Origin of the sequence: Akkermansia massiliensis (assembly GCF_023516715.1) — a bacterium.
Classification (GTDB): Bacteria; Verrucomicrobiota; Verrucomicrobiia; order Verrucomicrobiales; family Akkermansiaceae; genus Akkermansia; species Akkermansia massiliensis.
The window spans coordinates 816,206-842,598 of sequence record NZ_JAMGSI010000002.1; the positions used below are offsets into that span (position 1 = coordinate 816,206).

Sequence of the window (26,393 nt, forward strand, 5' to 3'; positions counted from 1 at the left end):
TATAAAATTGTGGCAGAATATATGTGACACATATATTAATTATAAATAAAATAATAGGAACGAACCAGGTTATAACATTTTTTGTATTCATTTATTTGATGATAGATTATATTCATCTTGTTTTACACCTTTGATAATAAAATTCTTAGAATTGAATTGAAATTCAGGTATTTTACCGGAAACAAAACAAGCTACATTTCTAAAACACTTAGCCATTTTTTCTTTCCATGTTCCTTCTAAAGATCGAAAATCAAAATCATATATATCATATATATCATATATGTACAATGAATATTTAAAATTAAATTTATTATCAACAATACCTCCAACAATATAACTATAATCTCCTAAAATATATAGCATATCATTTTCTTTGGAATGGGCCAGAGACCAATTTTTCATTCTAATATTCTTATTGCATCTATTTTTAGGATCTTCCTTCACAAAAGCAATGGCTTTTCTAACAGCATACATCTCTGGTTTTTTGGGTATTTTATTAGGATCATATGTATAATCAGTTCCTCTTCCTGCCAAAAAATGAGTATAAATTTTCATTATATCAATATTCCAATATCTTAAACTAACAAATCCCATAACTGCTGCAAATACAGCTCTTCCATTAGGACCGAGTCCATTAATAATAAAATTATCTATGATTTCGTCATGACCAGGATCACTAAAAGAAAGATTATATTTCTTTGTCACAATTTCTTTAACATCTCCTAATTCCAATTCAATGGAGCTCAATCCTAATAAATCCGCCTCTATATTAATACTATTATTAATAAATGAGTACAAATTCCAACCTCCTTGTTCCTGAATGGGATCGCGGTTGATCCACCTGCCGTCTGCGGGATTGAGGTGGCGGTAATTGTAGTAGACAAGCCCCAATTCGTCATCTGCATACTCGCAGGAAAACCTGAACTTGTTCTCTTGAGCCATGTCTTCCTTAGCGGTGAGAAGGCTACCAAAAGGAGCATACTCGTAACGAGCTCTTCTCGTCTGTTGTCCGTCAAAAATGGAAGTAACGTTCTTCAAGGCATCGTGCATGAAGTAGAGATGCTCTTTTACTTTCATTCCGTTTTCCTGCCAGCATGTCATCATCAGGATGCGCGTTGCCGTCGGTTCCGTTGGATCCAACAGGTAGCTCTTTATAAGCATAGGCTCAGGCTGCATCAAATCCAGTTCGGCTACCTGCAGATAATCCCGGTACAGGAACCGGGAGTGGCTGGATACTGCCCCATTGACGGTGACCTTCTTCTCGAAGCGCCTTCCCCGGTAGTCGTAGCCGCAGGTAATGGACGTTCTGCCATCCTGGCTGGTGAAGACGACGGGGCGGTCATTGGCGTCGTAGGAGATTTCCCAGATGCCCGTTGAGGTCCTGATGCGGGTCTGGTTGCCGTCGGCATCGTAGACGGGGGTAAAATCTTCTCCTTCCCCGGCAATCTCCGTGTACTGGTTGAGCGGGTTGGATTCGTAGGCTACTTCCTTCTCCAGTTCACGGGCGGTCTTGCGGTTGCCGATGTTGTCATAGCAGTACGCAAAGCTTCCTCCCCGGCTGATGCGGTCTTCCAGCAGTTCACTGCGGCTGTTGTAGGTAAAATCTCTTATCGTCGCGGGAGTGGCAGCATCCCATAAGTCCCGTCGTTGAGTAGGACGCATCAGCGCGTCGTAGTCGTATTCGTGGCCGGCCGCCAATTCGCCATCCGCTCCCTTCCTGTAACCGATAGCGGTTACGAGGTTGAGTGTGGGATGGTAGGTATTGCAGCGGACCATGCCGTTGGGGTAGGTGAGATGGTGGAGGAAGCCGGTGGTTTGATCGTACCGCCAGGTAAAAGAAGACTTCAGTCCTTCCAGATTCATCCCAATCATGCCGCCTTTGGAATCGTAGTCAAGATGGGAGTGCTGCACGGTGCGTGTGCCGAGCATCAAGCGGTATCCGTTGGAACGCCCCTGGGCATCGTATTCTTCTTGAAGAGAACTTTCCACCTGTCCAAAGGAAGTGTCCTGAATCATCCTTCCGTAGCTGTCATAGGAAAATTCCCTGAGACCCGAAGCGTCATAGACGGAGATTATCTGCCCCAGATGGTTGGATGAAAAGATCCAGGGAGAAGTTCCATCGCTGTAGGAAACCGAGATGAGTTCTCCTGTAAAGGGAGCATACTTATACGTTATGACAAGCCCCCTGGCTTTGACAAGTGTCTCCTGACGGTTGAGCTCGTCATAGGTTCTGGAAACACAGGAACCGTCGGCATAAGTCTTTTTCAATTCCAGCCCCGTGGCCTCGTCATAGAGCCAGGTGGTGGTGTCTCCGTCGGTTCGGCCGGAAGGATCGGAAGTGATGTCGCCTTCGTTTGCACGGAAGGTAGTCAGGGCCACCATGCGGTCGGCTTCGTCGTAGGCGAAGCAGGCCGGCTGAATGGCGGTGCCATATTCGGCCGTCTTTCTGCCGCGTATGTCGTAGGAATAACAGGTTGTTCCTCCCAAAGCGTCGGTGATGCAGGCAGGATGGTCACAGCAGGACGAGTAGCTGGTGGTGGTGACATGGCCCGCAGGACCAGTAGTCTTAACCGGGCGTCCTGCAAGATCCGTTTCCTCCATAGTGGTGTTGCCGCGGCCATCGGTTTTTTCCAGAATCACCCCTGTAGAGGTGCAGGAACGCCGCTGGATGGAACAGATTCCGGAGTGGTCGGTCTGATTGGTCCCAAACCCGTCTACGACAAGAGACTCGGCTACCATGTTTGAAGTGGGAATGCGGCTGAACCGGGTGCGCTTGGTTGGAACAGTGTACTCCGTCCATTGTACGCTCTGCTGTCCGTAGACGTCCGTGGTGATGGATTTGTTTTCCAGTACAGCGCTGAGTCTGGAAACCATGTTTTCCGTGGTCTGGGTGAGGGGGAATCCGTCGGCGTTGCAGGTGGTGGAAGTCTGCACCTGGTAGACGCCGTCTTCCCGGAGCCGGTAACAGGAGGAGTTTTCCGAGACTCTGTTTCTAGAGGGATCATCCGGATGGAGGTCGTCCAGCTGGACGGTCCGCCTCACGGCGTGTCCCAGTTCATTGTAGACGGTGACTGTAGAGGCCATGTCTTCCGTCTGGGAACGAACCGGTTGCCCCTTGGCATTGTATGTATTACTGGTGACGATGAACCCTCCCTTCGTATTGGGCTGTTCCTGCCGGACGGTTTGACCGAAGCCGTTTTCCAGAGACCGCAACAGCACAATTCCCTTGGACAAGGTCGTGGTCAGGATGCCTTCCGAAGTCAATTCCAGCCTGGTCTCCATTTCGCGCTGGCCGGTTCCTCCCTCCAGAATGACAGTGCCGTCGTAATAGGTTTTGGTAACCAGAGTGGCCCCTGCTGGAGTGGTAACCGTGGTGGTAAGGCCGTCTTCGCTGTATTCAGTCCGAGTCACGCGTCCAAGAACATCCGTCGTGGCAATCGTTCTTCCCAAATTGTCATACTCCGTGCTTTCCGTCGTCGTCATGGGACCCACGTCCAGGCAGGCCGCCAACAGCCGGGAACGCGAAGTCGCGGAAATATCCGCGGGCCTGAAAGCCCTGGCAAAGGAATTAAAGGTTCCGGTCATCGTCCTGGCCCAGCTTAACCGTGGACCGGAGACGCGCGCGGGAAATAGCGTGGGCGTCCCCCGTATGTCCGACCTGCGCGAGTCCGGTTCCATTGAGCAGGACGCGGACATGATAGGCTTGCTTTACCGTTCCGACTACTACGCCGAGGACGAGGACCAGCGGCAACAACTCGCCGGACAGGCCAGCCTTCACCTCGCCAAAAACCGCAACGGCCCCACCGGGGACGTTCCGCTTCACTTTGACGCGGAACTCATGCGTTTCATCACCCGCGAGCCTGAAAAAAAATAGTGTCCCATTTGGGACACTTTACCCTTTCCTTTCCCACCTCCTGACCCTTCCGGATATTTAAGGTTCCACCCTTTCGTCTATTTATGGTTGGTCACACTGCTTCTGATTAATTTCCAGAAATCTTGAATAGGGTATAGATGGAATCCGTGTTTAGAGTGAACATGATTTCAACTTTTGAGGTATTGTTAGATTGGACGAAAACGGTGATGGTTTCTTTTGCCGATTTTTTGTTGTTAAAAGTACACTCTAGAATTCGAATAATATGGATTTGTAGTTATTTCTTGTTACTGAGGTCAGGAAGACAAAGTTTTTTATTTTCAACTCTCCCATACTTTTTCTTATCTCTTTTGAAATCATCATATAAATAAATTCAATAATTTATATTTAATTTCATGAAAGCTCAAAGGTGGAGAACCTGCAAGGAGTGATTGGTTCGATTTTACGGAGGTTATTGGCAGGGTTTATGTTTAATCTTTGAAAATTCTGAAATGATGGCACAGTTTTATGGAATGAAAGTCGTTGCGCGTTGTCTGACTAAAAACAGTCCTTCCCGTTTTAAAAACATGCAAATATCATTGTTGACCTTGCTGGTCCTTCTTCTCCAGACTTTTTCGGCCATGGCGCAGCAACCGGAGGTGCAGAGCGCCGCCAGGGACGCCGTGGAGTGGCGGCACCATATCCATGAGAATCCGGAATTGTCTTTTGAAGAATACAAGACGAGCAATTATGTGGCGGACCTGCTTGCCTCGTTCGGCCACATTGAAATTCTGCGGCCTACGAAGACCTCCGTGGTCGGCATTCTGCGCGGCGGAAAGCCCGGGAAAACCGTCGGCTTCCGGGCGGACATGGACGCGCTTCCCGTGCAGGAGGAGACAGGATTTTCCTTTGCCAGCAAAACACCGGGCGTAAGCCATGCCTGCGGGCATGACATGCACACGGCCATGCTGCTGGGAACAGCCAAGGTTCTTGCCTCCATGCAGAAGGAATTGCCCGGCACGGTGTATTTCATTTTCCAGCCCGGGGAGGAAAAATCGCCCGGGGGCGCCCTTCCGATCATCAAGAGCGGAGTTCTCAAAGGCGTAGACGCCATCTTCGGTGCGCATGTGATGCCCAATGAACCTGCCGGGTCCATCGGCATTCTGCCGGCGGGGGCCGCCTCTTCCTCGTCGGACGGTTTTTTCCTTACCATTCAGGGGAAGGGTTCCCATGGCTCCATGCCGCAGCTGGGCGTGGACCCCATCGTCACGGGCTCTGAAATCGTGATGGCACTGCAAACGGTCGTCTCCCGCAATGCGACGCCCGGGGACATGGCCGTGATCACCGTGGGAAAATTCCAGTCCGGCAACGCTCCCAACGTCATTCCGGACAAAGCGGAGCTGGGAGCCTCCATCCGTTCCGTAACGCCGGAAACCCGCAAACTGCTGGAAGAACGCACCCGGTCCGTCATCGACCATGTATGCAAGGCCAATGGAGCGCAGTACAAGCTGGATTACGTTCTGGGCTATCCGTCCATCCAGAATAATGCTGCCCTGCGGGAACTGGCGAAGAAGGCGGCCGTTGAAGCCGTGGGTGAGAAGAACGTTTTTGATTCTCCCAGAATACCGGCCAGTGAGGATTTCTCCTATTATGCGCAGGTAGCGCCCACTTATTTCATGACCATCGGTTCCGGGGACGGCCCTGCGAATCACAATCCCGGATTCAAGGCGGACGACGGAGCGATTCTCAACGGAATCAAGGCGGAGGTCCGGATGATCCTGGATTACCTGAACTCCAAATAAAAGGAGGAAGGCAACAAGGGAAAGGCCCCTATTCCTGGCCGGAGCAGCGGGCGGCCTCCTGCATTTCCCGGATGCATTCCTCCATTAGCGCGGCGTCTATTTCATGGACGTCCTTTCCCCGGCCTATCCCGGTAAGCATCAATACCGTCAAATGGCCGCCAAGGTGCTCACGGAAGGCTTCCAGGCCCTTCAGCACTTCGCATGCGCCATCCTCCGTCCTGCGGGAGAGCAGAGGGTGGAACACGGGCAGTCCCAGGGCTTTCAGTACGGAGACGATTCTTTCCGCCTCCGCAGCAGGCAGCCATCCCTTCCTGACGGAATAAAGGATATCCAGGCACATGCCCACGGAAACGGCTTCCGCATGGCCCAGCGTGTAGCCGGACATGGTTTCCATGTAATGGGCGGCCCAGTGTCCGAAGTCCAGGGGGCGGCTGGAACCCAATTCAAAGGCGTCTCCACCTCCGGCGATGTGAGCGGCGTGCAGCAGCGCGGAACGCTCCACGGCATATTCCAGCGCGTCCCGCTCGCAGGCGGCCAGCGCGTCGGCGTTCGTTTCCAGCCAGTCAAAGAAGGAGGCGTCTTTTACCACGGCCACCTTCACCACTTCCGCCAGGCCGGCCCTTTTAAGGGAGAGGGGCTGGGAATGAAGGAACAGGAAGTCGTTAAGCGTGGCCCAGGCTACGGCGAAGGTGCCCAGGTAGTTCTTCTGCCCCATGAAGTTAATTCCGTTTTTGACGCCTACGCCGGAATCCGCCTGGGAAAGGGTGGTGGTGGGCACGCGCAGCAGCCGGATGCCGCGGTGGGCGGTGGCGGCGGCAAAGCCCGCTACGTCCAGAAACGCCCCGCCTCCCACGGCAATGATGTAGGAATGGCGGTCGATGCCCGCTTCCACAATGTGGCGGAGGGCCTTTTCCCACGCGGCAAAGCCGGTTTTGGCCGCTTCCCCGCCCGGAACGGAACGGCAGCCGGCATAGGCCAGTTCTCCGGCGTTCTTTTCAAAATAACGGTCGATGTCCGCCGGGAGCTGCGGATAAAACCGTTCCAGCCCTTCCTCCATGAGGACGAGGACGCGGCCTCCGGGCCTCTGCTCCATCAGGCTGGCCAGCGCATCGTTTTCCGGACGGAAGGCTCCGTGGGTAAAGCCCGTTCTATAGGGAAAATCCAGCCGGATATTCAGCGTATGAAGGGACATTTCAGAAGGAATGCAATGGAATGGCTCGCGGCTTTCCTAATCCCTGCGGAGCACGGGAACAGCCCTCATCTGGATGAAGCGGTCCGCCTTGGCGGCCTCTTTCTGGGACATGTACATGGTGTACGGCTGCTGGGCCACCTCAATGCGGTGCGTGCCGCCGGGAGCGGGCAGGTCCAGAAGCTGGTTGAGGTGCTTGAGGCTCTTTACCTGGACGCCGTTCACTTTTTCCACAATGGAGGAGTTCATCTGGGCATAGCCCAGCGTGGCCTGGGTGGGCAGCGCCATCAGGAAGACCACGATTTCATCCACGCCTTTTTTCCGGATGTCTTCCTTTTTCTGAATAGCTTCCAGCAGGTTGAGAGGGGGGCGGTTCTTGCTGAGCTTATTGATTTCCCTCATCAGGGCTCCCGTCAGGGGGACGAACACCAGACCTCCGTAAATGCGGTAGGGGGGATTGGAAATAAAGGGGGCCGGATTGATCAGATCCCCCTCCAGCGCGCTCCGGTCAAGCTTGACATCCAGCGTCATGGGCTGGCTGACGCCGTCCTTATCCTTGCGGCGGATGCCCAGCGTGATGGTGTCCCCCGGCATGGCGGAGTCACGGAACAGGACGTTGGCGGAAACGGGGCCCAGCGCGGGGTCCCTGATCAGGCCTTTGCTGTCCAGCGGAATGCCGTTGACGCTTTCCACCACGTCTCCGGGACGCACGCCTGCCTTGTAAAAGGAACCGTAGACAGGCAGTTTCACCACGTAAAAGCCGCCGCCGGTTTCCGGAAGGCCCAGGAACTTGCGGAAAACGGGGTCCGTCAGCTCCGTGACCTGGGTGCCGTCCGCCGGGAAGCCGGTGTAATTGCCGGACCGGGCCTGTTGGAGGAACCGGGAAATCATGGTATGGGTCACGGCCAGCGCCTTCTGGGCGGAAGGATCGCAGCTGGCGCTGAGAGCCACCAGTTTATTATCCCTCATGATGGGGTTGCCTGCGCCGCCTTTCAGAGGCGTGACGGAGGATTTGACATTGTACAGGACAAAAGGTTCGCTGTTGGTGAAAGGGCTGGAGCTTTCCGTTGCCAGAAGGGTTCCGGACGTAGTGATGGGGAGGCCGTCGTCATTGAACTGCCAGAAGGTCACCTTGTCGCCCAGGCGCGGGGCGTTCCCCAGCGTGACGGGCACCAGCTTGTCCAGGAAGGCGGCGTCTGCCTCGTTTTTCAGGCGCAGCAGGGCAAGATTGGCTTCCGGGTCAAAGGCGGTCACGGTCACGGGAACCGTTTGGGAGCCGTCCGCGGAGGTCACTTCCACGAAGCTGGCGGAATAAACGATGTTGGCCGCCGTCAGAATATTGCCGTCCCCCAGGTAAATGCCGAAGCCCTGGCTGTACGCCGGGTTTTCCTTGCTCCACGGCTGGACCATGGCATAGCCCTGGTTGGTGGCGTTAATGCCTACCATGGAGTTGGTGGGAGAAGGGAGCTGCGCCGGAGCGGCCGTTTCCTCCACCTGTTCAGGCGGTGTTTCCGGCTGCTGCCCGGGCTGGGGTTCGGGAGCGGTTCGTCCGGCTTCGCGCGGCTGGCAGCCGCCGAGCAGAATCAGGGAACCGAGGGCGAAAAGGGAAAGAATTTTCATGGCGGTTAACGGGCGGGGTTGGTGTTCCGGTCAGGCTGGCGGCCGGGAATGGCGCTGTCCAGACGGGCGTTTTTCGGGATGTTGTAGGTTTTGGAGATGCGCTTGTTGGCCGCCTCCATGGCCTTGCCTTCAAAGATCAGGGGGCGTTCCCCGTTTTTCAGTTCAATAATCACGTATTCCGGCATATTCTTCGGATAAAGGAGTTCGTAGGCGTGGGTGAGGCCCTTGACCTTCACGCCGTTGATTTTTTCCACGATGGCGTTGGAGATGGAGCCGGACAGGCGCGCGTTCACTTCATCGTCCAGCACCTTGGTGATGATTACCATGTCTTCATGGTCCACGCAGCCGCCGTCTTCCTGGTAATCCCGGATATCCAGGGCGACGTCCAGCATGGAGATGTCCGCCGCCGCAAGCACATTGCGCTGGATGGGCTGGAACACCAGGCCGCCGAAGACGATATAGCGGGGCATCTTGTCGTATTCCGCCATCAGCAGATCCTTGGAGAGAGAGGGCTTCATCACCATCTCCACCTTCATGGGCTTGCCGTCGCGGATGATATCCAGCGGGAGCCGGTCATCCTTGAAGCAGCGTTCAATGAGCTCTTTCATGCTGATTTTCTGGCCGTCCAGCTCAATCATGGCGGAGCTGTCCACGTCGTAGCCGTCCACCTTCATCAGCAGGTCCCCGTTGCGGAGCACTCCATCGGCGGAGGAGCCCTTGAGCACTTTGCCGATCAGGACGCCCTTCTCGTCGTCCGGCAGGCCGAACGCCTTGCGCATGGCGGGATTCAGGATGGGCGCGGCCTGGATGCCCATGTCCACGTAGCCGTCATAGACGCCGTCCTTGATGTCCTCCAGAAAGTGGCGGATGACGGGCGTGGGAATCACGTAGCCCGTGTTGTTGGCGTTGTTCAGGCCCTGGAAGGCTACGCCGATGACTTTGTCCCCCATCAGGGCGGGGCCCCCGCTGTTGCCCGGATTGATGGCGGCGTCCACCTGGATGGTCAGGTGTTCCGTGTTGCGGGGGTGGGCATATGTGGTGAAGTCGATGCGGGAGACTACGCCGCGCGTGACGGAAAGCCTGTTGCCGCCGATGGGGTAGCCGATCACCCTCACCTCGTCTTCCAGGTGGGGCAGGTTCTTGCTGAATTCAAAAGGCCGGATGCCCTTGAAGGGCTTGGGGTCGTCCGCTTCCAGCAGGGCCAGGTCCGCATCATGGGCGATGAATTTGACCCTGGCGGGAATTTTGCGGGAATCCCCGTACATGGAGATGTAAATGCGTTCCGCGTTGCTGACCACATGGGCGTTCGTCATGAAGGCGTTTTCCCCGATCAGGAAGCCGGTGCCGATGCCGCCCTGGTAGCGGCCCGTATCCCATGGAGTGGCGTAGTCCGGCGTCAGGGAATCCACTTCGATCTTCACGACTCCCTTGTATTGGTCATTGATGGAAACGACGGGGCCGGACATGACCTTGTCCACCCCGAAGTCTGAAATGGAAACGGCCGGTTCATCCGCGTAGGAAAAAGCGGCGGCGGCCAGGACTGCACACAGTCCTTGGAGGCAGGTATGGAAGTGCATGGTGGTCTGTAGTGAAGAGGTAATGTTGTGAAAGTAAGTTGGTTATAGATTGCTTTTCCGGCTTTGGGTTGCCAGGCTTTCCTGGAAGGAGTTGACTTCCTCCAGCAAGGAAGAAAAACGTTCCGTCACCTCGTCGTCTACCTGGCTGCGGCGGATGTCCAGCGCGGCTACCGTCTGGCGCGTCTGTTCCACGCACAGGGCCATGCGGGCGGCCATGGTGCAGTAGTCCGCATCGTTTTCCTTCTCCTGGAGCAGGCAGGAGAGAATGCGCGGGGTGATGTAGCGGATGCAGTAAAAAATCTGGTTCAGGGGTTCCGGCGGTTCCGTCCGGTTCCTCTGGGATTTGTTGATCTCCCGGCTGAACTGGCGCTGGCACAGGTCCGTCAGCTCCATGACCTGCTGGAAGAGGGGGTGGAACATGCAGGACTGCACCTCCTGGGCCTCCTGTTCGTTGAGGATGTCAAAGAGGCTGAGCATGCCGGTGCTTTTGCAGGAACACGGAGTGCCCGTTTCCTCCGACTGGGCGATGTTGTCAAGCACGTCGTCCCAGCCCATCACAAAGGCCAGGCGGATGTCTCCGGTGGGGTTCAGCCTGTATTTCTGGAACACTTCCTGGTAGGCGATGGCGATGGCTTCCGCCTCCCGCAGGCGCTTGTCCCAGTGGTGGTCGGGCAGGTTGCCGTCTTCCTGGGTATTGGCATAGGTTTTGGACCATTCCTTCACCTGGGTGCGCAGCATCTGCTGGTTCGCCATGATCTGAACCTGTTCCTCGCAGGAATCCATGATCCATTCGGGGAGGGAGACCTTGATGGAAAAGGCCGTGCTTTCCAGCAGCACCATGTCGTGGTGGCTGGTGAACCATTCCAGGTACAGGGAGTTTTCCATGGTTTTCTTCCCCTTGACGGGCATGCGGCGGCTGGCCGTCATGTCCCCCGCCACGCCCCGGATGTTTTCCGGGAGCTGGGTAAGTTCCGCAGGGAGCATCCGGGGGGAGGGGTTCCTGAAATCGACCAGGCATCCGGCCAGATCCTGGAGGCAGTCCCCCTGCAGGGTGATATTCACCGGATGGGGCATCCCCATAAGCTGCAGCGCAAGCTTGACGGTTCCGCGTTCACGGTTGTCCAGCGTGCCGTAGTGGACGTAGTCTGTAATTCTGAAAATCATATGGGGAGGTGGGGGATAGAGGGGGGTAGGGAGAGGTCAATGTTGAATCAGCAGGAGGCTGTTACCTGGGGCAGTTCCGCATTTTTCTTTTCCACGGCATCCATGTTGACAAGCAGTTCTGCAATGGAATCCCAGCGGCCCCGGCTCAGGGCTTCACGGGCTTCCGCCGGCATCCGGATGGGGAAGGAACCTTCCTTCCAGGAGGCTGTCATGTTCAGGAGGTCGATCGTCACTTCCGTTTCCGGATGATCGGAAATGTACCGGGTCAGTGCGGCAATGTCATCCGCGGACGCGCACACGCAAGGGAGGCCGATGCCGGTGCTGTTGCCGAAGAAGATTTCCGCAAAGGATTCCGCGATGACGGCTTTGATGCCGGAGCGTTTGATGGTTTGCGGAGCGTGTTCGCGGGAGGAACCGCAGCCGAAGTTGGAGCCGCCCAGGATGATGGAAGCCCCCTTGAAGCGGGGATCGTCCACCGGATGGGATTTGGACTGTCCGTTTTCGTCAAAGCGTTCGTCCCAGAACATGACTCCCGCCAGCTCGTCAAACGTGATGCATTTGAGGAAGCGGGAGGGGATGATGCGGTCCGTGTCCATGTCCGGTCCGGGAACGGGAACGCAGGTGCCGGTGATGGAGGTGAATTTGGTCAGAGACATAAAGGAAAAAGTTGGAAAGTTAATTCAGGGAAAACACGTCGCGCGCGTCGGAGACCTTCCCGGTCAGGGCGGCGGCGGCCACCATGGCGGGGCTCATCAGCAGGGTGCGCCCGGTGGGGCTTCCCTGGCGGCCCTTGAAGTTCCGGTTGGAGGAACTGGCGCAGAGCTGGTCCCCCTGGAGCTTGTCCGGATTCATGGCCAGGCACATGGAGCAGCCCGCCAGGCGCCATTCAAAGCCGGCTTCACGGAAAATGTCCGCGATGCCTTCCTCTTCACACTGCCTGGCAGTCATCTGGGAGCCGGGAACGGCCAGGGCCCGGATGCCGGGAGCCACATGGCGCCCCTTGATAAGGGCGGCTACTTCCCGGAAATCCGAGATGCGGCCATTGGTGCAGGAGCCTACGAAGCACACCTGCACCGGCAGTCCCTTGAGGGGCATGTCCGCGGGGAATTTCATGTATTCCAGCGCCTCATTGATCATCTTCCGTTCGTCGTCGTTCCTGGCGGAGGAGGGGTTGGGCGTGCTGCCGCTGATGCCCGTGTTCTGGTCCGGGGAAATGCCCCATGTCAGCGTCGGTTCAATGGCGGCTCCGTCAATCTCCACGATCTCGTCGTACTCTGCGTCCGCATCGGAAGCGAAGCTCAACCAGCGTTCCACGGCCTTGTCCCAGTCCGCGTCGGTGGGGGCGAACAGACGGCCCTTGATGTATTCCACCGTGGTCTGGTCGGGGTTCACGTAGCCGCAGCGGGCCGCGCCTTCAATGGACATGTTGCAGAGGGTCATGCGTTCGTCCATGCTCATGGCGTCTATTACGTTGCCGCCGTATTCATAGGCGAAGCCCAGGCCGCCCTTGGCGCCCAGAAGGCCGATGATGTGCAGGGCCACATCCTTGGCGCGCACGCCGGGGGCCAGTTTCCCGTTCACGTTGATGCGGCGCACCTTGAGCGGGCTGAGGGCCATGGTCTGCGTAGCCAGCACGTCGCGCACCTGCGTGGTGCCGATGCCCATGGCAATGGAGCCGAACGCGCCGTGCGTAGCCGTGTGGGAGTCCCCGCACACGATGGTCATGCCCGGCTGGGTGATGCCGAGTTCCGGGCCTACCATGTGCACGATGCCCTGGAGGCCGGTGGGGAGGTCGAAAAAGCGGATGCCGTTTTCCGCGCAGTTCCGGCGCAGTTCCTTGATCATGGCGTCAGCCGTAGCGTCCGCGAACGGTTCCGCCTGGTTGTCCGTGGGGATGATGTGGTCCACGGTGGCAAAGGTGCGTTCCGGGTGACGCACGGTTAGGCCCAGGTCCCGGACCATTCCGAAAGCCTGCGGAGAGGTGACTTCATGCAGCAGATGTGTAGCGATGAACATTTGCGTTCTTCCGTCCGGCAGGATGCCGACGGAATGAGCGTCCCAGATTTTTTGGAAAAGTGTTTTCCCCATAACTGGTATAAGCATCCGTCCGTTCGGGAACCGCGTCAAGATGCAAGGACGTATTGCTGACACGGTCTGTGTCTTACAGGAAGTGTTTTTTTGAACATTTCCCCTGCATTCATGGTCTGAAATGGCCGCTTCCCAGCCTTTGGCGCATTTCCGTCTTCAAGGGAAGAAGGATTTTTCATGCTCCCCGGCACACTCTGCACCTTTTGAATTCCGGTGGAATTTTTCCTTCCACAGTGTTGCAAAAGCGTTTCCGAACCGGTCCAGCAGGTCGTCCTTCTGCCCGGATTCCGGCATTTCCTGTTCCAGGCAGGTCATCTGCACGCCCTGGATGCCGCACGGAGTGATTGCCTGGAAGGGGGGCAGGGATTCGCGGGTCACGTTGAAGGCGAAGCCGTGCATGGCGATCCATTTTTTCACCCCTACGCCGATGGAGGCTATTTTGCGGTCCTCCACCCATACGCCCACCAAACCTTCCCGGATGCGGGCCTGTACGCCGAATTTGGCGCAAGCTTCAATCAAGGCGTTTTCCAGGGCGGTGACGTAGTTGTGCAGGTCCCTGCCGCAGCGGTTCAAATCCGTGATGGGGTACCCTACGAGCTGGCCGGGGCCGTGGTAGGTGGCCTGCCCGCCACGGTTGATTTCATGAACGGGGAAGGGGAGCGCGGAACCGGGGTGCAGGCTGGCGTGGTCGCGCGTGCGCCCGATGGTATAAACCCCGGCATGTTCCAGCAGAAGCAGGTCATCTTCCCGTTCCGGGTCTTCCTGATGGGCCCGGACCAGTTGTTCCTGAAGTTCCAGGGTTTCCTGATAGTCTGCCAGGCCGGGAATGCGGATGATGTTCATGCTGCGGAGGGGCAACCCCCGGTAAGTGCGGGGCTTAACGCGTTCTGCGCACCTGCTGGCCCAGAGCGGTGCGGTACTGGCGCACGGCGGCGGCCAGGGAGGAGGCCATGAAGTTCTGGTAGCGCTCCGTGGAGATGAGCAGAGCTTCCTGCGGGTTGGACATGAATCCGCCTTCCACCAGAATGGCTGGGTGCTTGATGGTGCACAGCACGGAATAGCGGGCGCGCTTGATGCCCCGGTCAACCATGGAGATGCCTTCCTTGATGGCGAGCGGCCCTTTCAGCATGTGCCCCTGCACGGCTGTAGCCAGGGCGATGTTCATGCTGTCCTGGGAGTTGCCCTGGAGGGCGTCCTGGCGGATGTTGCGGGACATGGAGGAGGAAGTGCCCGCAGGGGCCAGCGTGAAGGTTTCCACCCCGCGGGCGGAGGGGCCGCCGTCATTGAAGTGGATGCTGATGAAGATGGCGTTGCTGTGCCTGTTGGCGATGCGGACGCGGTCCTGGAGGGTAATGAAGTTGTCCGTGTCACGGGTCATCACCACCTGGTAGCCCATGCCCTTGAGACGGTCCCGCAGTTTTTTGGCGACGGAGAGGTTGATGTCCGCCTCCCTGCTGATGCGGTTGCGCGTGCCGCTGTCATGGCCGCCGTGGCCGGGGTCAATGACTACCGTATTGAAGCTGCGGCGGTTGGCGATGTAAGTGGGGCGCAGGACCGGGTCAATGATTTTGTGCAGGTCCATGTTGGAGACCATCAGCCCCTTGGACGGATGGTCCGCCACGGGATAGGAAAGCACGAACTTCATGTTGTTCATGAACATGTCCTGGCTGTGCGCCTGCATGCGTATCTGGATCTTTTCCGGCACTTCGTAAACTTTCTGCCGTCCTTCCGTGCGTTCCCGTGTCAGTTTGTAATGGGTGCGCACCTCGGACATCGGAATGTACTGCACGCCGTTGATGGTTTCCGGGTTCCATCCGAAGGCCGTGGACAGCGTCAGCAGAAACATGCCCAAAACGCCGAGCACGGCTGCAAATGATGTGCGAGAGGTCGGATACATAGGACGATATCGCGTCCAGACTAACGGATTTTTCATGACGCACAAGAGAAAAGTTTCCGTGAAAGATTCTTTTGCGCCTGCCTCCGGAAAGGGAAAAGGCGGCTCCCGGAAGGGGGAGCCGCCTTGAATGAGTGGGAACAGGGAAGGAGCCGGATTATTTGGCCGCCTTCTCGTCCATCTTGGCCTTGACCAGTTCTTCGATTTCCTTGTACAGGTCAGGGTTGGACTTGAGGGCTTCCTTCGCGGCGTCCCTGCCCTGGGCGATCTGGCTGCCGTTATAGCTGATCCAGGAGCCGCGCTTCTGGATGATGTCATACTCCATCGCCAGGTCCAGCAGGCTTCCCACGGAGGAGATGCCTTCATTGTACATGATGTCGAACTCGCATTCCGTGAAGGGGGGCGCCACCTTGTTCTTGACCACCTTGATCTTGGTGCGGTTTCCGGCTACGGAGCCGTCGCTGGCCTTGATCTGGCCGATGCGGCGGATGTCCACGCGCACGGAAGCGTAGAATTTCAGGGCGCGTCCGCCGGGAGTGGTTTCCGGGTTGCCGAACATGACGCCGATTTTTTCACGGATCTGGTTGGTGAAGACGCAGACGGTGCGGGCCTTGGAGATGAAGCTGGTGAGCTTGCGGAGGGCGGCGGACATCAGGCGCGCCTGGGCGCCCACCGTGGAGTCTCCTATTTCGCCTTCCAGCTCCTGCTTGGTGACCAGCGCGGCCACGGAGTCCACCACGATGACGTCAATGGAATTGGAACGCACCAGGGCTTCGCAGATTTGCAGGGCTTCTTCCCCGGAGCTCGGCTGGGAGACCAGCAGGTCGTCCAGGTTGACGCCCAGGCGGGCGGCGTACTGCGGGTCCAGGGCGTGTTCCACGTCAATGAACGCGGCCAGGCCGCCGGCTTTCTGGGCCTGGGCGATGGCCGTCAGGGTCAGGGTGGTTTTACCGGAGGATTCCGGTCCGTAGATTTCCACGATGCGGCCGCGGGCGAAGCCGCCCACGCCCAGCGCGCGGTCAATGAGAAGATTGCCGGTGGGGATGACGTCCACTTCCATCTTGACGTTGTCTCCAAGGCGCATGATGGCGTTTTCTCCGAAGTCTTTCTGGATTTGGGAGAGGGCCAGGTCAAGGTTGCGCTTGCGGGCCGCTGCCAGTTTTTCCGCTTCGGGTGATAAAGGTGTTTCGTTGCTCATAATATCGTGGAAAGTATAGCTTGCGCGGCGTTATTGGCAAGTGTTCAATAGGTCTTCACGATCTCATTTCCCGTTGAGAAAGAATAGAATTCTGACATGGGGGAAAACCTGTGAAAACCAGGTGTTTCGCTCGGGAGGAATTGAGGAAAATATGGGAGAACGTTCCCGGGAGAAGGCCGGGAACGGGGAAAAACCGCTTCCGGGAGGGGACGCCGGCACGGCGTCATTCCTCAATCGGTTCCGCAAGGGGGATGTCCTCGTAGGAATCGTCGAAAATGACGGGGATATTGTGCTCCGGAATCAGGTTGATGGCGCTGATTTTCCGGTGCGTCTGGCGTGCGTGCCGGAGAGCGCGGGACAGTTTTTCCACCTGGTGCTCCAGGCCGTAATGGCTGAAGGTGGCCTGGCAGTCGTTGGAGAAGCGCACGCAGAAGGACCAGTCGTTGGGCGTGGTGATGGAGACGATGCTGGGCAGGTATTCCGTCACCGTGCCGGAGAGCAGCTCAATCAGCTTCATGGGCGCTTCCAGCTCCCGGATGCCGACTCCGTAGCTGAGCTGGCCGGAGCTGGGCGGCCTGAGCGTGACGGAGGGCATGTGCCTGCCCTGGATGTAGGGCATGTGGACCTGCTCCATACAGGGGAAAATGACGCCCTCCTTGTCCGCCAGAACGCCGTATTTGGCGTCTCCCGGGTGGACGCCCAGTTCCGGGCAGTCAATCCATGCCACGGGGATGCGCGCGTCAATGTCCACCAGCAGCGTGGGATTGGAGGATATCTGGCGCTTGACGGCCGCCCGGCGGATGGCCGGGCATTTTTCCAGCCGCTGTTCCAGTTCCGGGGCATCCATGGAAAAGATGTTGTCCTTCGGGCCTATCCCCATGACGGCGAAAGCCTGCTCGGAGTTGAAAATGCCGTTGCTTTTCAACGTGACGGTGTCGATGGAGAGCCAGTCGTACTTGAGGATGTAATCCGTCCAGAGGAAGACGATGGCCCCGATAAGGCCGAAGATGAGCGTGTAAACGGTGACGATGTGGTACAGCTTGCGCCGGAAGAGCCAGAAACGGTAGTTCCTGCCCTTGCGCTCAATGGTTTCTTTTCTGGCCTCCCGTTCCAGCAGGAGCATTTCCGGCCTTTTGGCGGAACGGGGGACTGGCGTTGTGGCTTTGTGCGACATCGGGGGGTGTGGGATGGGCGACTCCCCGCCCTCTGTCAAATATTACGCTATTTCCGGGGGGTGGCTAGCGATAATTCCGCTATTTTTTCGCAAAGGGCCTCGTAGGACCAGCCGGCGGCAGCAGCCGCCTTGGGGAGCAGGCTGGAGGGGGTCATGCCGGGAATGGTGTTAATTTCCAGCACGAAGGGGGAGTCGTCTACCTCGCGCAGCAGCACGTCCACGCGGCCGTACACCTCCACGCCGGCGGCGCGGTAGGCCTTCAGGGCGGCCTCCTGCACCTTGGCGGCGATTTCTTCCGGAAGGTCCGCCGGGCAGATGTAATCCGTGCCTCCGCCCATGTTCATCCACGGGTACTTGTTGCTCAGGTCATAGAAGCCGGAGCGGGGGCAGATGTGGATGACCGGGAGGGCTTCCCCGTCCAGAACGCCCACCGTAAGTTCACGGCCTTGAATGAATTCCTCCACCAGCACGGTGGTGCCGTGGGTAACGGCTTCCTCCATGGCGGGGAGCACGTCTTCCTGCTTGTGGATGATGTGGACGCCCACGCTGGAGCCCTCGCAGGGAGGCTTGATGACGAAGGGAAGGGGAAGGGACGGCATCACGATGCCGCCGGAGCAGTCCAGGATTTCCGCGCGGGGGGTGGGAACCCCGGCTTCCAGAAATACCTTCTTGGATTCGGACTTGTCAAAGCACAAGGCGCTGGAACGGGAACCGGCTCCCGTATACGGAACGCCGCGTTCCTCCAGAATGGCTTGAAGGGCCCCGTCCTCGCCGAAGGTGCCGTGAATGATGTTGTAGGCCAGTTCCGTGCCTTCCGGCAGCCGGAAGTCCGGACCATGTACGTCCACCTCCGTTACGTCGGTAAACCCGGCCTGGCGCAGGGCGCCGTAAACGGACTTTCCGGAGACGAGGGATACTTCCCGTTCCGCTCCGGGGCCGCCAAGGAGAAGGGCAATCTTGAGGTCGCGCTTGAGAGTGCTCATGTTGAAATAAAATAATGAATGGGTTAAAACTGGGGTTCCCGGTCTCCGATGACCTGGGCTTCCGATTTCAGGTCAATGCCGCGGTTTTCCATGGCTTCCTTCCGGATCATGTCAATCAGGATGGTGATGTCCCGCGCCCTGGCATGGCCGCGGTTGATGATGAAATTGGCGTGCACGTCTGACACGCAGGCATCCCCCACGCAGGCGTTTTTCAGGCCCAGCTCGTCAATGAGCCTGCCCGCCGGGATTTCCTCCGGGTTCTTGAAGATGCAGCCTGCGCTGGCTCCTACGGGCTGGGAAAGCTTGCGCTTGGCCCTGGCCGCCGCCAGGAGCCGTTCCATTTCCTCCGCCGGGGCGGGCTGCGCTTCAAACACGGCCTGAAGCACAAAATTATGGGCCAGGTCCGGGATGGAGCGGTACTGGGCGTTCAGTTCCTCCTTTGTGTGACTGCGGATTTCCCCGTCTTCATCCAGGCAGACGACGGAGACGAGGTTTTTAATCATGTCCATGCCCATGGCCCCGGCGTTCATGCGGAGGCTTCCTCCCACATTGCCTGGAATGCCGTCCATCCATTCCAGGCCGCCCAGGCCGTTCTGGACGGCGGTGGAAACCAGCTTTTTCAGCCGCACTCCCGCGCCGGCGGAAAGGCGGTTCCCCTGAATTTCCAGGACGTCGAATTCGCCTCCGGAGGGGTGGATGACGGCGCCGCGCAGGCCGCCGTCCCTGACGATGATGTTGGAGCCGCGGCCAATGACGTGCACGGGAATGTTCCTGTCCCGGCAATAATTGACGGCTGTCTGCATGCCGGAGAAGGTGGAGGGCTCCAGCCAGTACTGGGCGCAGCCTCCCACCCTCATGGTGGTGTGGCGTGACATGGGTTCGTACAGCTTGCCTTCCAGGGATTCGCCCGCGGTGCGTTCCAGATCCTCCAGCAGAGCCAGGTCGCGCGCGATGCGCATGCCGCATTCGTGGACGTTTCCGGCCCCCAGCGTCAGGAACAGGTCTCCGGGTTTCAGCGCGTTGCCGATGGCGTGGTGGGCCGTGCCCAGGTCGGGAAGATAATGGGTTTCCACCGGGCCGTGCCTGTGCATGGCGTCGATGATGGTCTGGCCGCTCACTCCTTCAATGGGCAGTTCGCTGGCGGGGTAAACGTCCGCCACAAAGACGAGGTCCGCCGCCTGGAGCACCTTGCCGAAGTCGTCCGCCAGCATCTGGGTGCGCGTGTAGCGGTGCGGCTGGAAGTAAACCACCAGGCGGTTCGGCTGGAGGGAGCGGGCGGTCTGGAGCGTGGCGGCTATCTCCGTGGGATGGTGGCCGTAATCGTCCACAATCCGGATGGTGGGGGAAAGGTATTTGGTCTCAAAGCGGCGCTTGGCCCCGGCGAAGGAAGCCAGGCCGCGCGTTATCGCCGGGAAGTCCACGCCCAGTTCCGTTGCCAGCGCAATGGCAGCCAGGGAATTCAGCACGTTGTGGCGTCCGGGAATGCCCAGCTCCACGCGGCCCAGTTCCTCTTCCCCTTTCAGGACGGTGAACAGGGTGCGGCCGCGGCGTTCCAGGATGTCCGTGGCGGTGTAATCCGCACCAGACCAGCCGTAGGAAACGGAATTGGGATAGCCGGCGCATACGTCCGCTGCGCCGGGATGGGCGCGGCAGTAAATGATCTTGCCCCGCGTCTGGGAGCACAGCTGGTCAAACACGGCCTTGATTTCATCCAGGTCCTTGTAATGGTCCAGGTGTTCCGGCTCAATGTTGAGGACGATGCTGTGCTCCGGGATGTAGTTCACCAGCGTGCCGTCGCTCTCGTCCCCTTCCGCCACCAGGTATTCGCTGTCCTCGTTCCAGTGGGCGTTGGTGCCCAGCACGGGGATTTCCGCCCCTACATAGTGGCACGGGCGCATGCGGCCTTCCCGCATCAGGTGAGCGCAGAGGGCCGAGGTGGTGGTTTTGCCGTGCGTGCCGGAGACCACGACGCCCTTCTTCCCGTTCAGGATGGCCGCCAGGCATTCCGCGCGGCGCATGCAGGGAATGTTCAGTTTGCGCGCGGCGGAAAGGGCCGGATTATCCTCCCGGATGGCGCTGGAATAAATGACGATTTCCGCGTCGGAGACGGCGTCCGCTGAATGCGGGCAGGAAAAAGAAAGTCCCAGGCTCTGGAGCCGTTCGGTTTCCGTGCTGGTCACCCGGTCGCAGCCGCTCACCCGGTGCCCCATTTCCATCAGCATGAGCGCCAGGCCGGACATGCCGGACCCGGCCACCCCGATGAGGTGGAGACGTGCCGGATGTTCCCTGTCCATCAGGCGTTTGCGTAAAGTCTCAATCATGGATGGCTGCATGGTCCGTGTTTTCAATGACATTGGCGATGCGGGATACTGCATCAGGCGTATCCAGACGTAAAGCACATTCATTCATGGAGGCCAGCAGGGAGGAATCCTTGAAGACTTCGTTCAGAAAAGCCGCAATATCGTCCGGCGTGAGGGTGTTTTCACGCATCATGCGCGCCGCCCCGTGGGCCGCGAAGACGCGCGCGTTGTGCGCCTGGTGGTCATCCGCGGCAAAGGGGTAGGGAACCAGCAGGGCCGCCTTCCCCATGTGGGCCAGCTCCGTCAGGCTGGACGCCCCGGAACGGGAAATGACCACGTCCGCCGCGGCGTACGCGGTCGCCATGGCGGAACAGAACTCAATGACGTGCACATGGGGCATGTCCGCCGTCAGCTGGCTCACGCGCGCAAAATCCGCGGAGCCGGTGATGATGAGGAAGTCGCACAGGTCCGCGCACTGCCGGGCCGCTTCAATGACCAGGGAATTCAGGTTCCTGGCCCCCTGGGAGCCGCCCATCACCAGGGCCACGCGGCGGTCCTTCGGCAGGTTGAGCTCCGCCCGGGATTCATCCTTATCCCTGCGTTCCTCCATCTCCTGGCGCACCGGGGTGCCGGTGACGATGCACTTGGCGGGGTTGAAATAGTGCCTGGCCTCCTCAATGCCCAGCAACACGTTCGTGCAGCATTTGGCGGTCATGCGGTTGGCCTTGCCGGGCAGGGCGTTGGAATCGTGCACGTAGGTGCGGATGCCCTTGCGGTGGGCGGCGTAAACGGGGGGGAAGGAAGTAAAGCCGCCCATGCCGATGACGACGTCCGCATTCACCTCGTCCAGAAGGCTGCGGCTGAAACGGATGGCCTTGTACAGCCTGAGCCCGAAGCCCAGCAGGGACATGGACGGGATTTTGGGCATAGCGATGGCCTCAATGGTGCGGAAATTGAGATCGCCGTAATTCTTGCTGGCCTGCGCATCCACCTTCTTCTGGGAAATGAGGAGGGTGACGTTGTGGCCGCGCTTTTTAAGTTCCTGGGCTACGGCTATGCCGGGGAAAAGGTGCCCCCCCGTGCCGCCGCAGGCAATCACGATGTTCAGGGTGGGACGCGAGGGAGAGGGTTCAGTCATAATCTTACGTCAATGGAGCGTTCGTCTTTGCGGGTGATTTCACAGTTGGGCTGTGCACCGGTGGAAAATCTCTGAATGCTGGTGAGCATGCCCAGGGCGGCCAGCGTGAAGACCAGGTTGGTGCCCCCGAAGCTGATGAAGGGCAGCGGCAGCCCGGAGTTGGGCACGGCGTTGGTCACCACGGCAATGTTCAGGATGGCGGGGCAGAAGATGATGGCGACGATCCCCACGGCCAGGAACCGGCCGTAGGCGTCCCGGCACTGCATGGCTACGCCGATGCCCGCATAGGTCATCAGGAAATAGCAGAGCAGGACGAACATGGTTCCGTAAAAGCCGAACTCCTCCCCAAGCGGGGCGAAGATGAAGTCCGTATGGGCGAAGGGAAGCGTGCCGTGCTTTTCCGCGCTGTTGCCCAGGCCCACCCCGTCCAGGCCGCCGCGGGACAGGGCGATGGAGGCGCGGTACTGCTGGAGCCCCGCGCCCAGGCGGTGGGCGTCCAGGTCCTTCCAGGCCAGGAAGCGTTCCAGGCGGTTGGCGTTGCTCTGCACCAGAACGTACAGGGCCGCTCCGGCGAGCGCTAGGGCGCCGCCCAGGTAAATCTTGCGCGTGCCGGCCACGAACATCACGCAGAACGCGGCCAGGGCCAGCGCTACGGAGGTGCCCATGTCCTTTTCAAAAAGAATCAGCGCCAGCGGAATGCCGAAGATGACGCCGGGCATCACGAACCCCCACCAGAAGGAGGTAGTGCGGTCCCGGTACAGGGCCAGCCAGTTGGCCAGCGCCATCATCATGCAGAGCTTGGCGCATTCACTGGGCTGGAACTGCATGCCGATGGTGATCCAGCGGCGTTCCCCGTTGATCTCCTTCCCGATGCCCGGCACGTAGCACAGCACCAGCAGGAAGCAGGCGAACCCCAGAATCCACCAGATATACTTCCTCCATATCCGGTAATCTATCCGGGAGAGGATCATGGCCCCCACCAGCCCCGCGCAGGCAAAGGCGGTCTGCTTGAACAGGGGCTCGTACGGGTGCTTGGTTTCTTCCGCCCAGGCCGCCGTGCTGGATACCATCACCAGGCCCACGACCAGAAGGCAGATGACGAAAAACCAGACCAGAATCATGCAGACTTTGGAAGACATGGCGGCAGGGGCGGGAAGAGAAAGAACTTACTTCTTGGGAATCATGATCTTTTGACCGATCTTGAGGCGTGCTACGTCCCGGTCGTTCATCTTGTTGAATTTCTGGAGGGAGCGCCAGTTCATCTTGTACTTGCGGGCGATTACGGAGAGGGTCTCACCCTTCTTCACGATATGCGCCACGCCGTCCGGTTCCGTTTCCGCGGCGGCGGTTTTTTCCGGCGCCATCTTGTCGCCGGGGCGTGCCGGAATGACGAGCGTGCTTCCGCTGACAAGGCGCTGCACCCTGGGATTGACGGCTTTCAGGTCATTGACGGCCACCTGGTTGTCACGGGCGATCCGTTCCCACGTATCCCCCGTGCGCACGATGTGGCGCGCAGGACCTGCCACCGGAGCGGCATCCGGAATGTGTTCCTGCACGGCGGGAACCGGCTGCCTGTTCGGGCGCGCGTCCACCACCTGTTCCGGCTGCGTGATGGTGACCGGAGCCGCGGGAGCGGCCTGGGGAGCCTGGGGCAGAACCGCCGGGGGAGCCGCAGGAACGGGCGTCTGGGAAACGGTGGGCGGCGCGGGAAGGGCGGTTGCCATTTCCACGGTCTCCGTCGTATTCCTGAACCAGGTGCTGCGGACATAGACGCCGCCGATAACAAGAAGATGGAGAAGAAGGAGGACGACGAGCCAGCGCACGACGGTGCTGCTGGGAGCGTCATCTTCAAATTCGGAGACGCGTGCGCGGTATCTGCTGAGCTTGGCACGGAGCACGGTGCCCATTTTGCGTTTCGGACGGGTGCGTCCGGTCGGATTGTGATCGGGGGTCTTGGTCGTTTTCATGATGGTGGGTTTCTGGTGGGTTGTCAGGAAAGGGGGGAGAGGGCGTTCACCGCGTCCCGGAAGGCCTGGCCGCGCTGGACGTAGCCGGTGAACATGTCAAAGGAGGAGGTGCCGGGGGAGAACAGGACGGTGTCTCCCGTCCTGGCGCAGGCGCGGGCCTTGGCCACGCAGTCCGCCACGTCCGCTGCTTTTTCCGTGGGAACCACGGGGGAAAAGGCGTCCTGGAGCTGGTCCGCAATCTGGCCGAAGACGACGCACGCGCGCACCTTTTCCTTCAGCATGGGCCGCAGGGGCAGGTAATCCAGTCCCTTGTCCTTGCCTCCGGCAATCAGGATGACCGGGGAATTCTGGGATTTCAGCGCTGCTTCCAGCGCGTGCAGGTTCGTGGCCTTGGAATCGTTCAGCCACAGCACGCCGTCCAGCGTGCGGACGGTCTCGCAGCGGTGGCCGGGGGGAGTGAACTCCTTCAATACTTCCGCAGCCGTTTCCGCGGGAATGCCCAGGTGGCGGCAGGCCAGCACGGCGGCCATGGCGTTTTCCGCGTTGTGGCGCTGGTTCAGGGTGGTATCCGCCAGGTTCAGCAGGGGCTTGTCTCCCTCCATGACCTGCGGTTCCCGGTAATAAAGGTCCGCCGCCGGATCTTCCGAACTGAAGGTGCGGACGGGGGCTTTCAGGTGCGGGAGCCTTTCCCCGGCGCGCACGACGGCCAGGTCTTCTTCCGTCTGGTTGTCGAAGATGTGCAGCTTGGCGTGGTAGTAATCCTCCACGGACTTGTAGCGGTCCATGTGGTCCGGCGCAAAATTGAGCCATACGGCCACGTCCGGGTGGAAATCGCGGATAGTTTCCAATTGGAAGGAGCTGACCTCCAGCGCCAGCACGTCCGGCACGGAATCCCGGAGCAGGATTTCCGCCATCGGGACGCCGTAATTGCCGCAGGCGATGGCCGCCTTTCCGGCGCGAAGCAGGATTTTTTCCACCAGGGACGTGGTGGTGGTTTTTCCGTTGGTGCCGGTGATGGCGATGATGCGGCCATGGTAGAAGCGGCAGGCCAGCTCCATTTCACCGATGGTTTCCACGCCTTCCCGCCCGAAGGCCCTGACAAAGGGGCTGTCCGTCTCAATGCCGGGGGAGATGACCACCAGGTCCGCGCGGAAGGCCCTCCCGTCTTCCTCCGTGGCGGCGGCGTGCAGCGGAATGTCTTCCGGCCAGTTGCCGATGGAGGGGGAGGCGTCAAACACGCGCACCCGGGCGCCATGCTTCATGGCGAGGCGCGCCGCGGCGCGTCCGCTTCTTCCCGCTCCCAGGACGGCGATGTTGAGATTGTTGAGCTGCATGTTCGTGGTTGTCAGGCGGTGGTGATCAGGAAAAGGCCCAGGAACGCCAGCAGGAGGCTGATCATCCAGAAGCGGGCAATCACCTGGGTTTCCTTCCATCCCTTGAGTTCAAAATGGTGGTGGATGGGAGCCATGGCGAAGATGCGTTTACCGTGGCGCAGCTTGAAGCTGCCTACCTGGAGAACGACGGATGTGGCCTCCATGACGAAAACGCCACCGATGACGATGAAAAGAAGCTCCTGCGCCGTGCAGACGGCGGCCATGCCGAATGCTCCGCCCAGGGCCAGGGAGCCGGTATCCCCCATGAAGACCCTGGCCGGGTAGCAGTTGTGCCACAGGAAACCCAGGCAGGCGCCCACCAGGGCCATCATGAAAACGCTGATTTCCCCTGCGCCGGGGTGGAAGGGGATGTCCAGGGAATCCGCCATCAGCCAGTTCCCGCAAATGGCGGCAATGATGGCGTAGGAGATGCCCGTGGTGACGGAGCAGCCGGAGGCGAGGCCGTCCAGTCCGTCCGTCAGGTTCACCGCATTGGAGGCGGACATGACCACCACGACGCCGAAGGGAATGTAAACGTACCACGGCAGGTTCACCTGGCCGTAGAACGGAATGAACAGGGAGGAGACGTAGTCATGCAGTTCCACGCGGGGGCTGCCTTCCGGGTACAGGTACAGGAACGTGACGCCCGCCAGCCCGGCCAGGAACTGGATGAAGAGTTTTTTACGCGCGGAAATGCCGTCCGAGGTTTTCTTGGCCACCTTCAGGTAGTCGTCCCGGAAGCCCAGCAGTCCCAGCGCCAGGGTGACGAACAGGCAGGAGATGATGAAGGGATTGTTCATTCTGGCGCACAGCAGGGTAGCCGCCGTCATGGAGCCTACGATCAGCACGCCGCCCATGGTGGGAGTTCCCGCCTTGGCTCCGTGGAGTTCCGCCAGCTTGTGCACTTCCTCCGCGGTCCTGATGGGCTGGCCGATTTTCAGGGAAATCAGCGCGCGGATTACCCGCGGGGCGAACATCATCGTCAGGACAAAAGAGATGAGGCAGGCCAGCAGGGCTCTCCCTGCCGGTTCTGCAAGCGCCCCCGCGGGGCTGAGCTGTTCAATGAAGGAATGCAT

The 26,393-nt window shown here is 59.0% G+C and carries 20 protein-coding genes; 2 read left to right on the forward strand and 18 right to left on the reverse strand.

Annotated features, from left to right (window positions below; all coding sequences use genetic code 11):
- Positions 1-87: 87 nt before the first annotated feature.
- Positions 88-3,483 carry an RHS repeat domain-containing protein gene (locus M8N44_RS11120; RefSeq protein WP_180976197.1) on the reverse strand — a complete coding sequence of 1,132 codons (3,396 nt, stop codon included), beginning with the start codon at positions 3,481-3,483 and terminating at the stop codon, positions 88-90.
- Here M8N44_RS11120 and M8N44_RS11125 point away from each other — a divergent pair.
- Entirely contained in the window at positions 3,482-3,874 is a 393-nt protein-coding gene (locus tag M8N44_RS11125; protein ID WP_102729048.1) for a DnaB-like helicase C-terminal domain-containing protein, read from the forward strand. The two genes, M8N44_RS11120 and M8N44_RS11125, sit on opposite strands and share 2 nt — an antisense overlap.
- Before the next feature lie 563 nt (positions 3,875-4,437).
- Positions 4,438-5,652 carry a M20 metallopeptidase family protein gene (locus M8N44_RS11130; RefSeq protein ID WP_215451180.1) on the forward strand — a complete coding sequence of 405 codons (1,215 nt, stop codon included), beginning with the start codon at positions 4,438-4,440 and terminating at the stop codon, positions 5,650-5,652.
- Between the two features lie 28 nt (positions 5,653-5,680).
- Here M8N44_RS11130 and M8N44_RS11135 read toward each other — a convergent pair whose 3' ends face one another.
- The 17 genes from M8N44_RS11135 to mraY form a co-directional block, all read right to left on the reverse strand.
- On the reverse strand, positions 5,681-6,844 hold the full coding sequence (locus tag M8N44_RS11135; protein WP_102728949.1) for a 3-dehydroquinate synthase: 1,164 nt from the start codon (positions 6,842-6,844) through the stop codon (positions 5,681-5,683).
- A 36-nt stretch (positions 6,845-6,880) separates the two neighbouring features.
- The gene (locus tag M8N44_RS11140) at positions 6,881-8,461 is read right to left on the reverse strand and encodes a S1C family serine protease (protein WP_102728950.1); all 1,581 of its coding nucleotides are present in this window, start codon (positions 8,459-8,461) and stop codon (positions 6,881-6,883) included.
- Between the two features lie 5 nt (positions 8,462-8,466).
- On the reverse strand, positions 8,467-10,038 hold the full coding sequence (locus tag M8N44_RS11145) for a S1C family serine protease (protein WP_022397724.1): 1,572 nt from the start codon (positions 10,036-10,038) through the stop codon (positions 8,467-8,469).
- 42 nt (positions 10,039-10,080) lie between these two features.
- The gene (locus tag M8N44_RS11150) at positions 10,081-11,202 is read right to left on the reverse strand and encodes a hypothetical protein (protein ID WP_022397723.1); all 1,122 of its coding nucleotides are present in this window, start codon (positions 11,200-11,202) and stop codon (positions 10,081-10,083) included.
- Positions 11,203-11,249: 47 nt separating this feature from the next.
- A complete protein-coding gene (leuD, locus tag M8N44_RS11155; RefSeq protein ID WP_022397722.1) occupies positions 11,250-11,858 on the reverse strand; it encodes a 3-isopropylmalate dehydratase small subunit in 609 nt (202 codons plus the stop codon).
- Between the two features lie 19 nt (positions 11,859-11,877).
- A complete protein-coding gene (gene leuC, locus M8N44_RS11160) occupies positions 11,878-13,290 on the reverse strand; it encodes a 3-isopropylmalate dehydratase large subunit (protein ID WP_102728951.1) in 1,413 nt (470 codons plus the stop codon).
- 156 nt (positions 13,291-13,446) lie between these two features.
- Positions 13,447-14,133, reverse strand: coding sequence for a lipoyl(octanoyl) transferase LipB (gene lipB / locus M8N44_RS11165; protein WP_102729050.1), 687 nt, complete (start codon positions 14,131-14,133; stop codon positions 13,447-13,449).
- A gap of 34 nt (positions 14,134-14,167) precedes the next feature.
- Positions 14,168-15,187: an N-acetylmuramoyl-L-alanine amidase family protein gene (locus M8N44_RS11170; RefSeq protein ID WP_022397719.1), complete on the reverse strand. Its 1,020-nt coding sequence runs from the start codon at positions 15,185-15,187 to the stop codon at positions 14,168-14,170.
- A gap of 154 nt (positions 15,188-15,341) precedes the next feature.
- On the reverse strand, positions 15,342-16,382 hold the full coding sequence (recA, locus tag M8N44_RS11175; protein WP_022397718.1) for a recombinase RecA: 1,041 nt from the start codon (positions 16,380-16,382) through the stop codon (positions 15,342-15,344).
- Positions 16,383-16,605: 223 nt separating this feature from the next.
- Positions 16,606-17,556, reverse strand: a complete 951-nt coding sequence (locus M8N44_RS11180) for a cell division protein FtsQ/DivIB (RefSeq protein ID WP_102728953.1) — start codon at positions 17,554-17,556, stop codon at positions 16,606-16,608.
- A gap of 47 nt (positions 17,557-17,603) precedes the next feature.
- Positions 17,604-18,539, reverse strand: coding sequence for a D-alanine--D-alanine ligase (locus M8N44_RS11185; RefSeq protein ID WP_102728954.1), 936 nt, complete (start codon positions 18,537-18,539; stop codon positions 17,604-17,606).
- 23 nt (positions 18,540-18,562) lie between these two features.
- The gene (gene murC / locus M8N44_RS11190; RefSeq protein ID WP_102728955.1) at positions 18,563-20,860 is read right to left on the reverse strand and encodes a UDP-N-acetylmuramate--L-alanine ligase; all 2,298 of its coding nucleotides are present in this window, start codon (positions 20,858-20,860) and stop codon (positions 18,563-18,565) included.
- A complete protein-coding gene (murG, locus tag M8N44_RS11195) occupies positions 20,853-21,977 on the reverse strand; it encodes an undecaprenyldiphospho-muramoylpentapeptide beta-N-acetylglucosaminyltransferase (RefSeq protein WP_102728956.1) in 1,125 nt (374 codons plus the stop codon). Before murG ends, murC begins: the two co-directional genes overlap by 8 nt.
- A complete protein-coding gene (locus tag M8N44_RS11200; RefSeq protein ID WP_022397713.1) occupies positions 21,974-23,116 on the reverse strand; it encodes an FtsW/RodA/SpoVE family cell cycle protein in 1,143 nt (380 codons plus the stop codon). Before M8N44_RS11200 ends, murG begins: the two co-directional genes overlap by 4 nt.
- A 27-nt stretch (positions 23,117-23,143) precedes the next feature.
- A complete protein-coding gene (locus M8N44_RS11205) occupies positions 23,144-23,944 on the reverse strand; it encodes a LysM peptidoglycan-binding domain-containing protein (protein WP_102728957.1) in 801 nt (266 codons plus the stop codon).
- 23 nt (positions 23,945-23,967) lie between these two features.
- Entirely contained in the window at positions 23,968-25,278 is a 1,311-nt protein-coding gene (gene murD, locus M8N44_RS11210) for a UDP-N-acetylmuramoyl-L-alanine--D-glutamate ligase (protein ID WP_180975254.1), read from the reverse strand.
- A gap of 11 nt (positions 25,279-25,289) precedes the next feature.
- Positions 25,290-26,393, reverse strand: a complete 1,104-nt coding sequence (gene mraY, locus M8N44_RS11215) for a phospho-N-acetylmuramoyl-pentapeptide-transferase (protein WP_022397710.1) — start codon at positions 26,391-26,393, stop codon at positions 25,290-25,292.

What these genes read in the sequence shown, in the direction of transcription:
- leuD (WP_022397722.1), bottom strand. Translation starts at nt 11,858, where the DNA reads ATGTCTCTGACCAAATTCACCTCCATCACCGGCACCTGCGTTCCCGTT.
- M8N44_RS11140 (WP_102728950.1), bottom strand. Translation starts at nt 8,461, where the DNA reads ATGAAAATTCTTTCCCTTTTCGCCCTCGGTTCCCTGATTCTGCTCGGC.
- M8N44_RS11205 (WP_102728957.1), bottom strand. Translation starts at nt 23,944, where the DNA reads ATGAAAACGACCAAGACCCCCGATCACAATCCGACCGGACGCACCCGT.
- M8N44_RS11125 (WP_102729048.1), top strand. Translation starts at nt 3,482, where the DNA reads ATGGGACCCACGTCCAGGCAGGCCGCCAACAGCCGGGAACGCGAAGTC.
- M8N44_RS11135 (WP_102728949.1), bottom strand. Translation starts at nt 6,844, where the DNA reads ATGTCCCTTCATACGCTGAATATCCGGCTGGATTTTCCCTATAGAACG.
- mraY (WP_022397710.1), bottom strand. Translation starts at nt 26,393, where the DNA reads ATGCATTCCTTCATTGAACAGCTCAGCCCCGCGGGGGCGCTTGCAGAA.
- murG (WP_102728956.1), bottom strand. Translation starts at nt 21,977, where the DNA reads ATGACTGAACCCTCTCCCTCGCGTCCCACCCTGAACATCGTGATTGCC.
- recA (WP_022397718.1), bottom strand. Translation starts at nt 16,382, where the DNA reads ATGAGCAACGAAACACCTTTATCACCCGAAGCGGAAAAACTGGCAGCG.
- M8N44_RS11150 (WP_022397723.1), bottom strand. Translation starts at nt 11,202, where the DNA reads ATGATTTTCAGAATTACAGACTACGTCCACTACGGCACGCTGGACAAC.
- M8N44_RS11200 (WP_022397713.1), bottom strand. Translation starts at nt 23,116, where the DNA reads ATGTCTTCCAAAGTCTGCATGATTCTGGTCTGGTTTTTCGTCATCTGC.
- M8N44_RS11120 (WP_180976197.1), bottom strand. Translation starts at nt 3,483, where the DNA reads ATGACGACGACGGAAAGCACGGAGTATGACAATTTGGGAAGAACGATT.
- leuC (WP_102728951.1), bottom strand. Translation starts at nt 13,290, where the DNA reads ATGGGGAAAACACTTTTCCAAAAAATCTGGGACGCTCATTCCGTCGGC.
- M8N44_RS11130 (WP_215451180.1), top strand. Translation starts at nt 4,438, where the DNA reads ATGCAAATATCATTGTTGACCTTGCTGGTCCTTCTTCTCCAGACTTTT.
- M8N44_RS11185 (WP_102728954.1), bottom strand. Translation starts at nt 18,539, where the DNA reads ATGAGCACTCTCAAGCGCGACCTCAAGATTGCCCTTCTCCTTGGCGGC.
- murC (WP_102728955.1), bottom strand. Translation starts at nt 20,860, where the DNA reads ATGATTGAGACTTTACGCAAACGCCTGATGGACAGGGAACATCCGGCA.
- M8N44_RS11170 (WP_022397719.1), bottom strand. Translation starts at nt 15,187, where the DNA reads ATGTATCCGACCTCTCGCACATCATTTGCAGCCGTGCTCGGCGTTTTG.
- lipB (WP_102729050.1), bottom strand. Translation starts at nt 14,133, where the DNA reads ATGAACATCATCCGCATTCCCGGCCTGGCAGACTATCAGGAAACCCTG.
- M8N44_RS11145 (WP_022397724.1), bottom strand. Translation starts at nt 10,038, where the DNA reads ATGCACTTCCATACCTGCCTCCAAGGACTGTGTGCAGTCCTGGCCGCC.
- M8N44_RS11180 (WP_102728953.1), bottom strand. Translation starts at nt 17,556, where the DNA reads ATGTCGCACAAAGCCACAACGCCAGTCCCCCGTTCCGCCAAAAGGCCG.
- murD (WP_180975254.1), bottom strand. Translation starts at nt 25,278, where the DNA reads ATGCAGCTCAACAATCTCAACATCGCCGTCCTGGGAGCGGGAAGAAGC.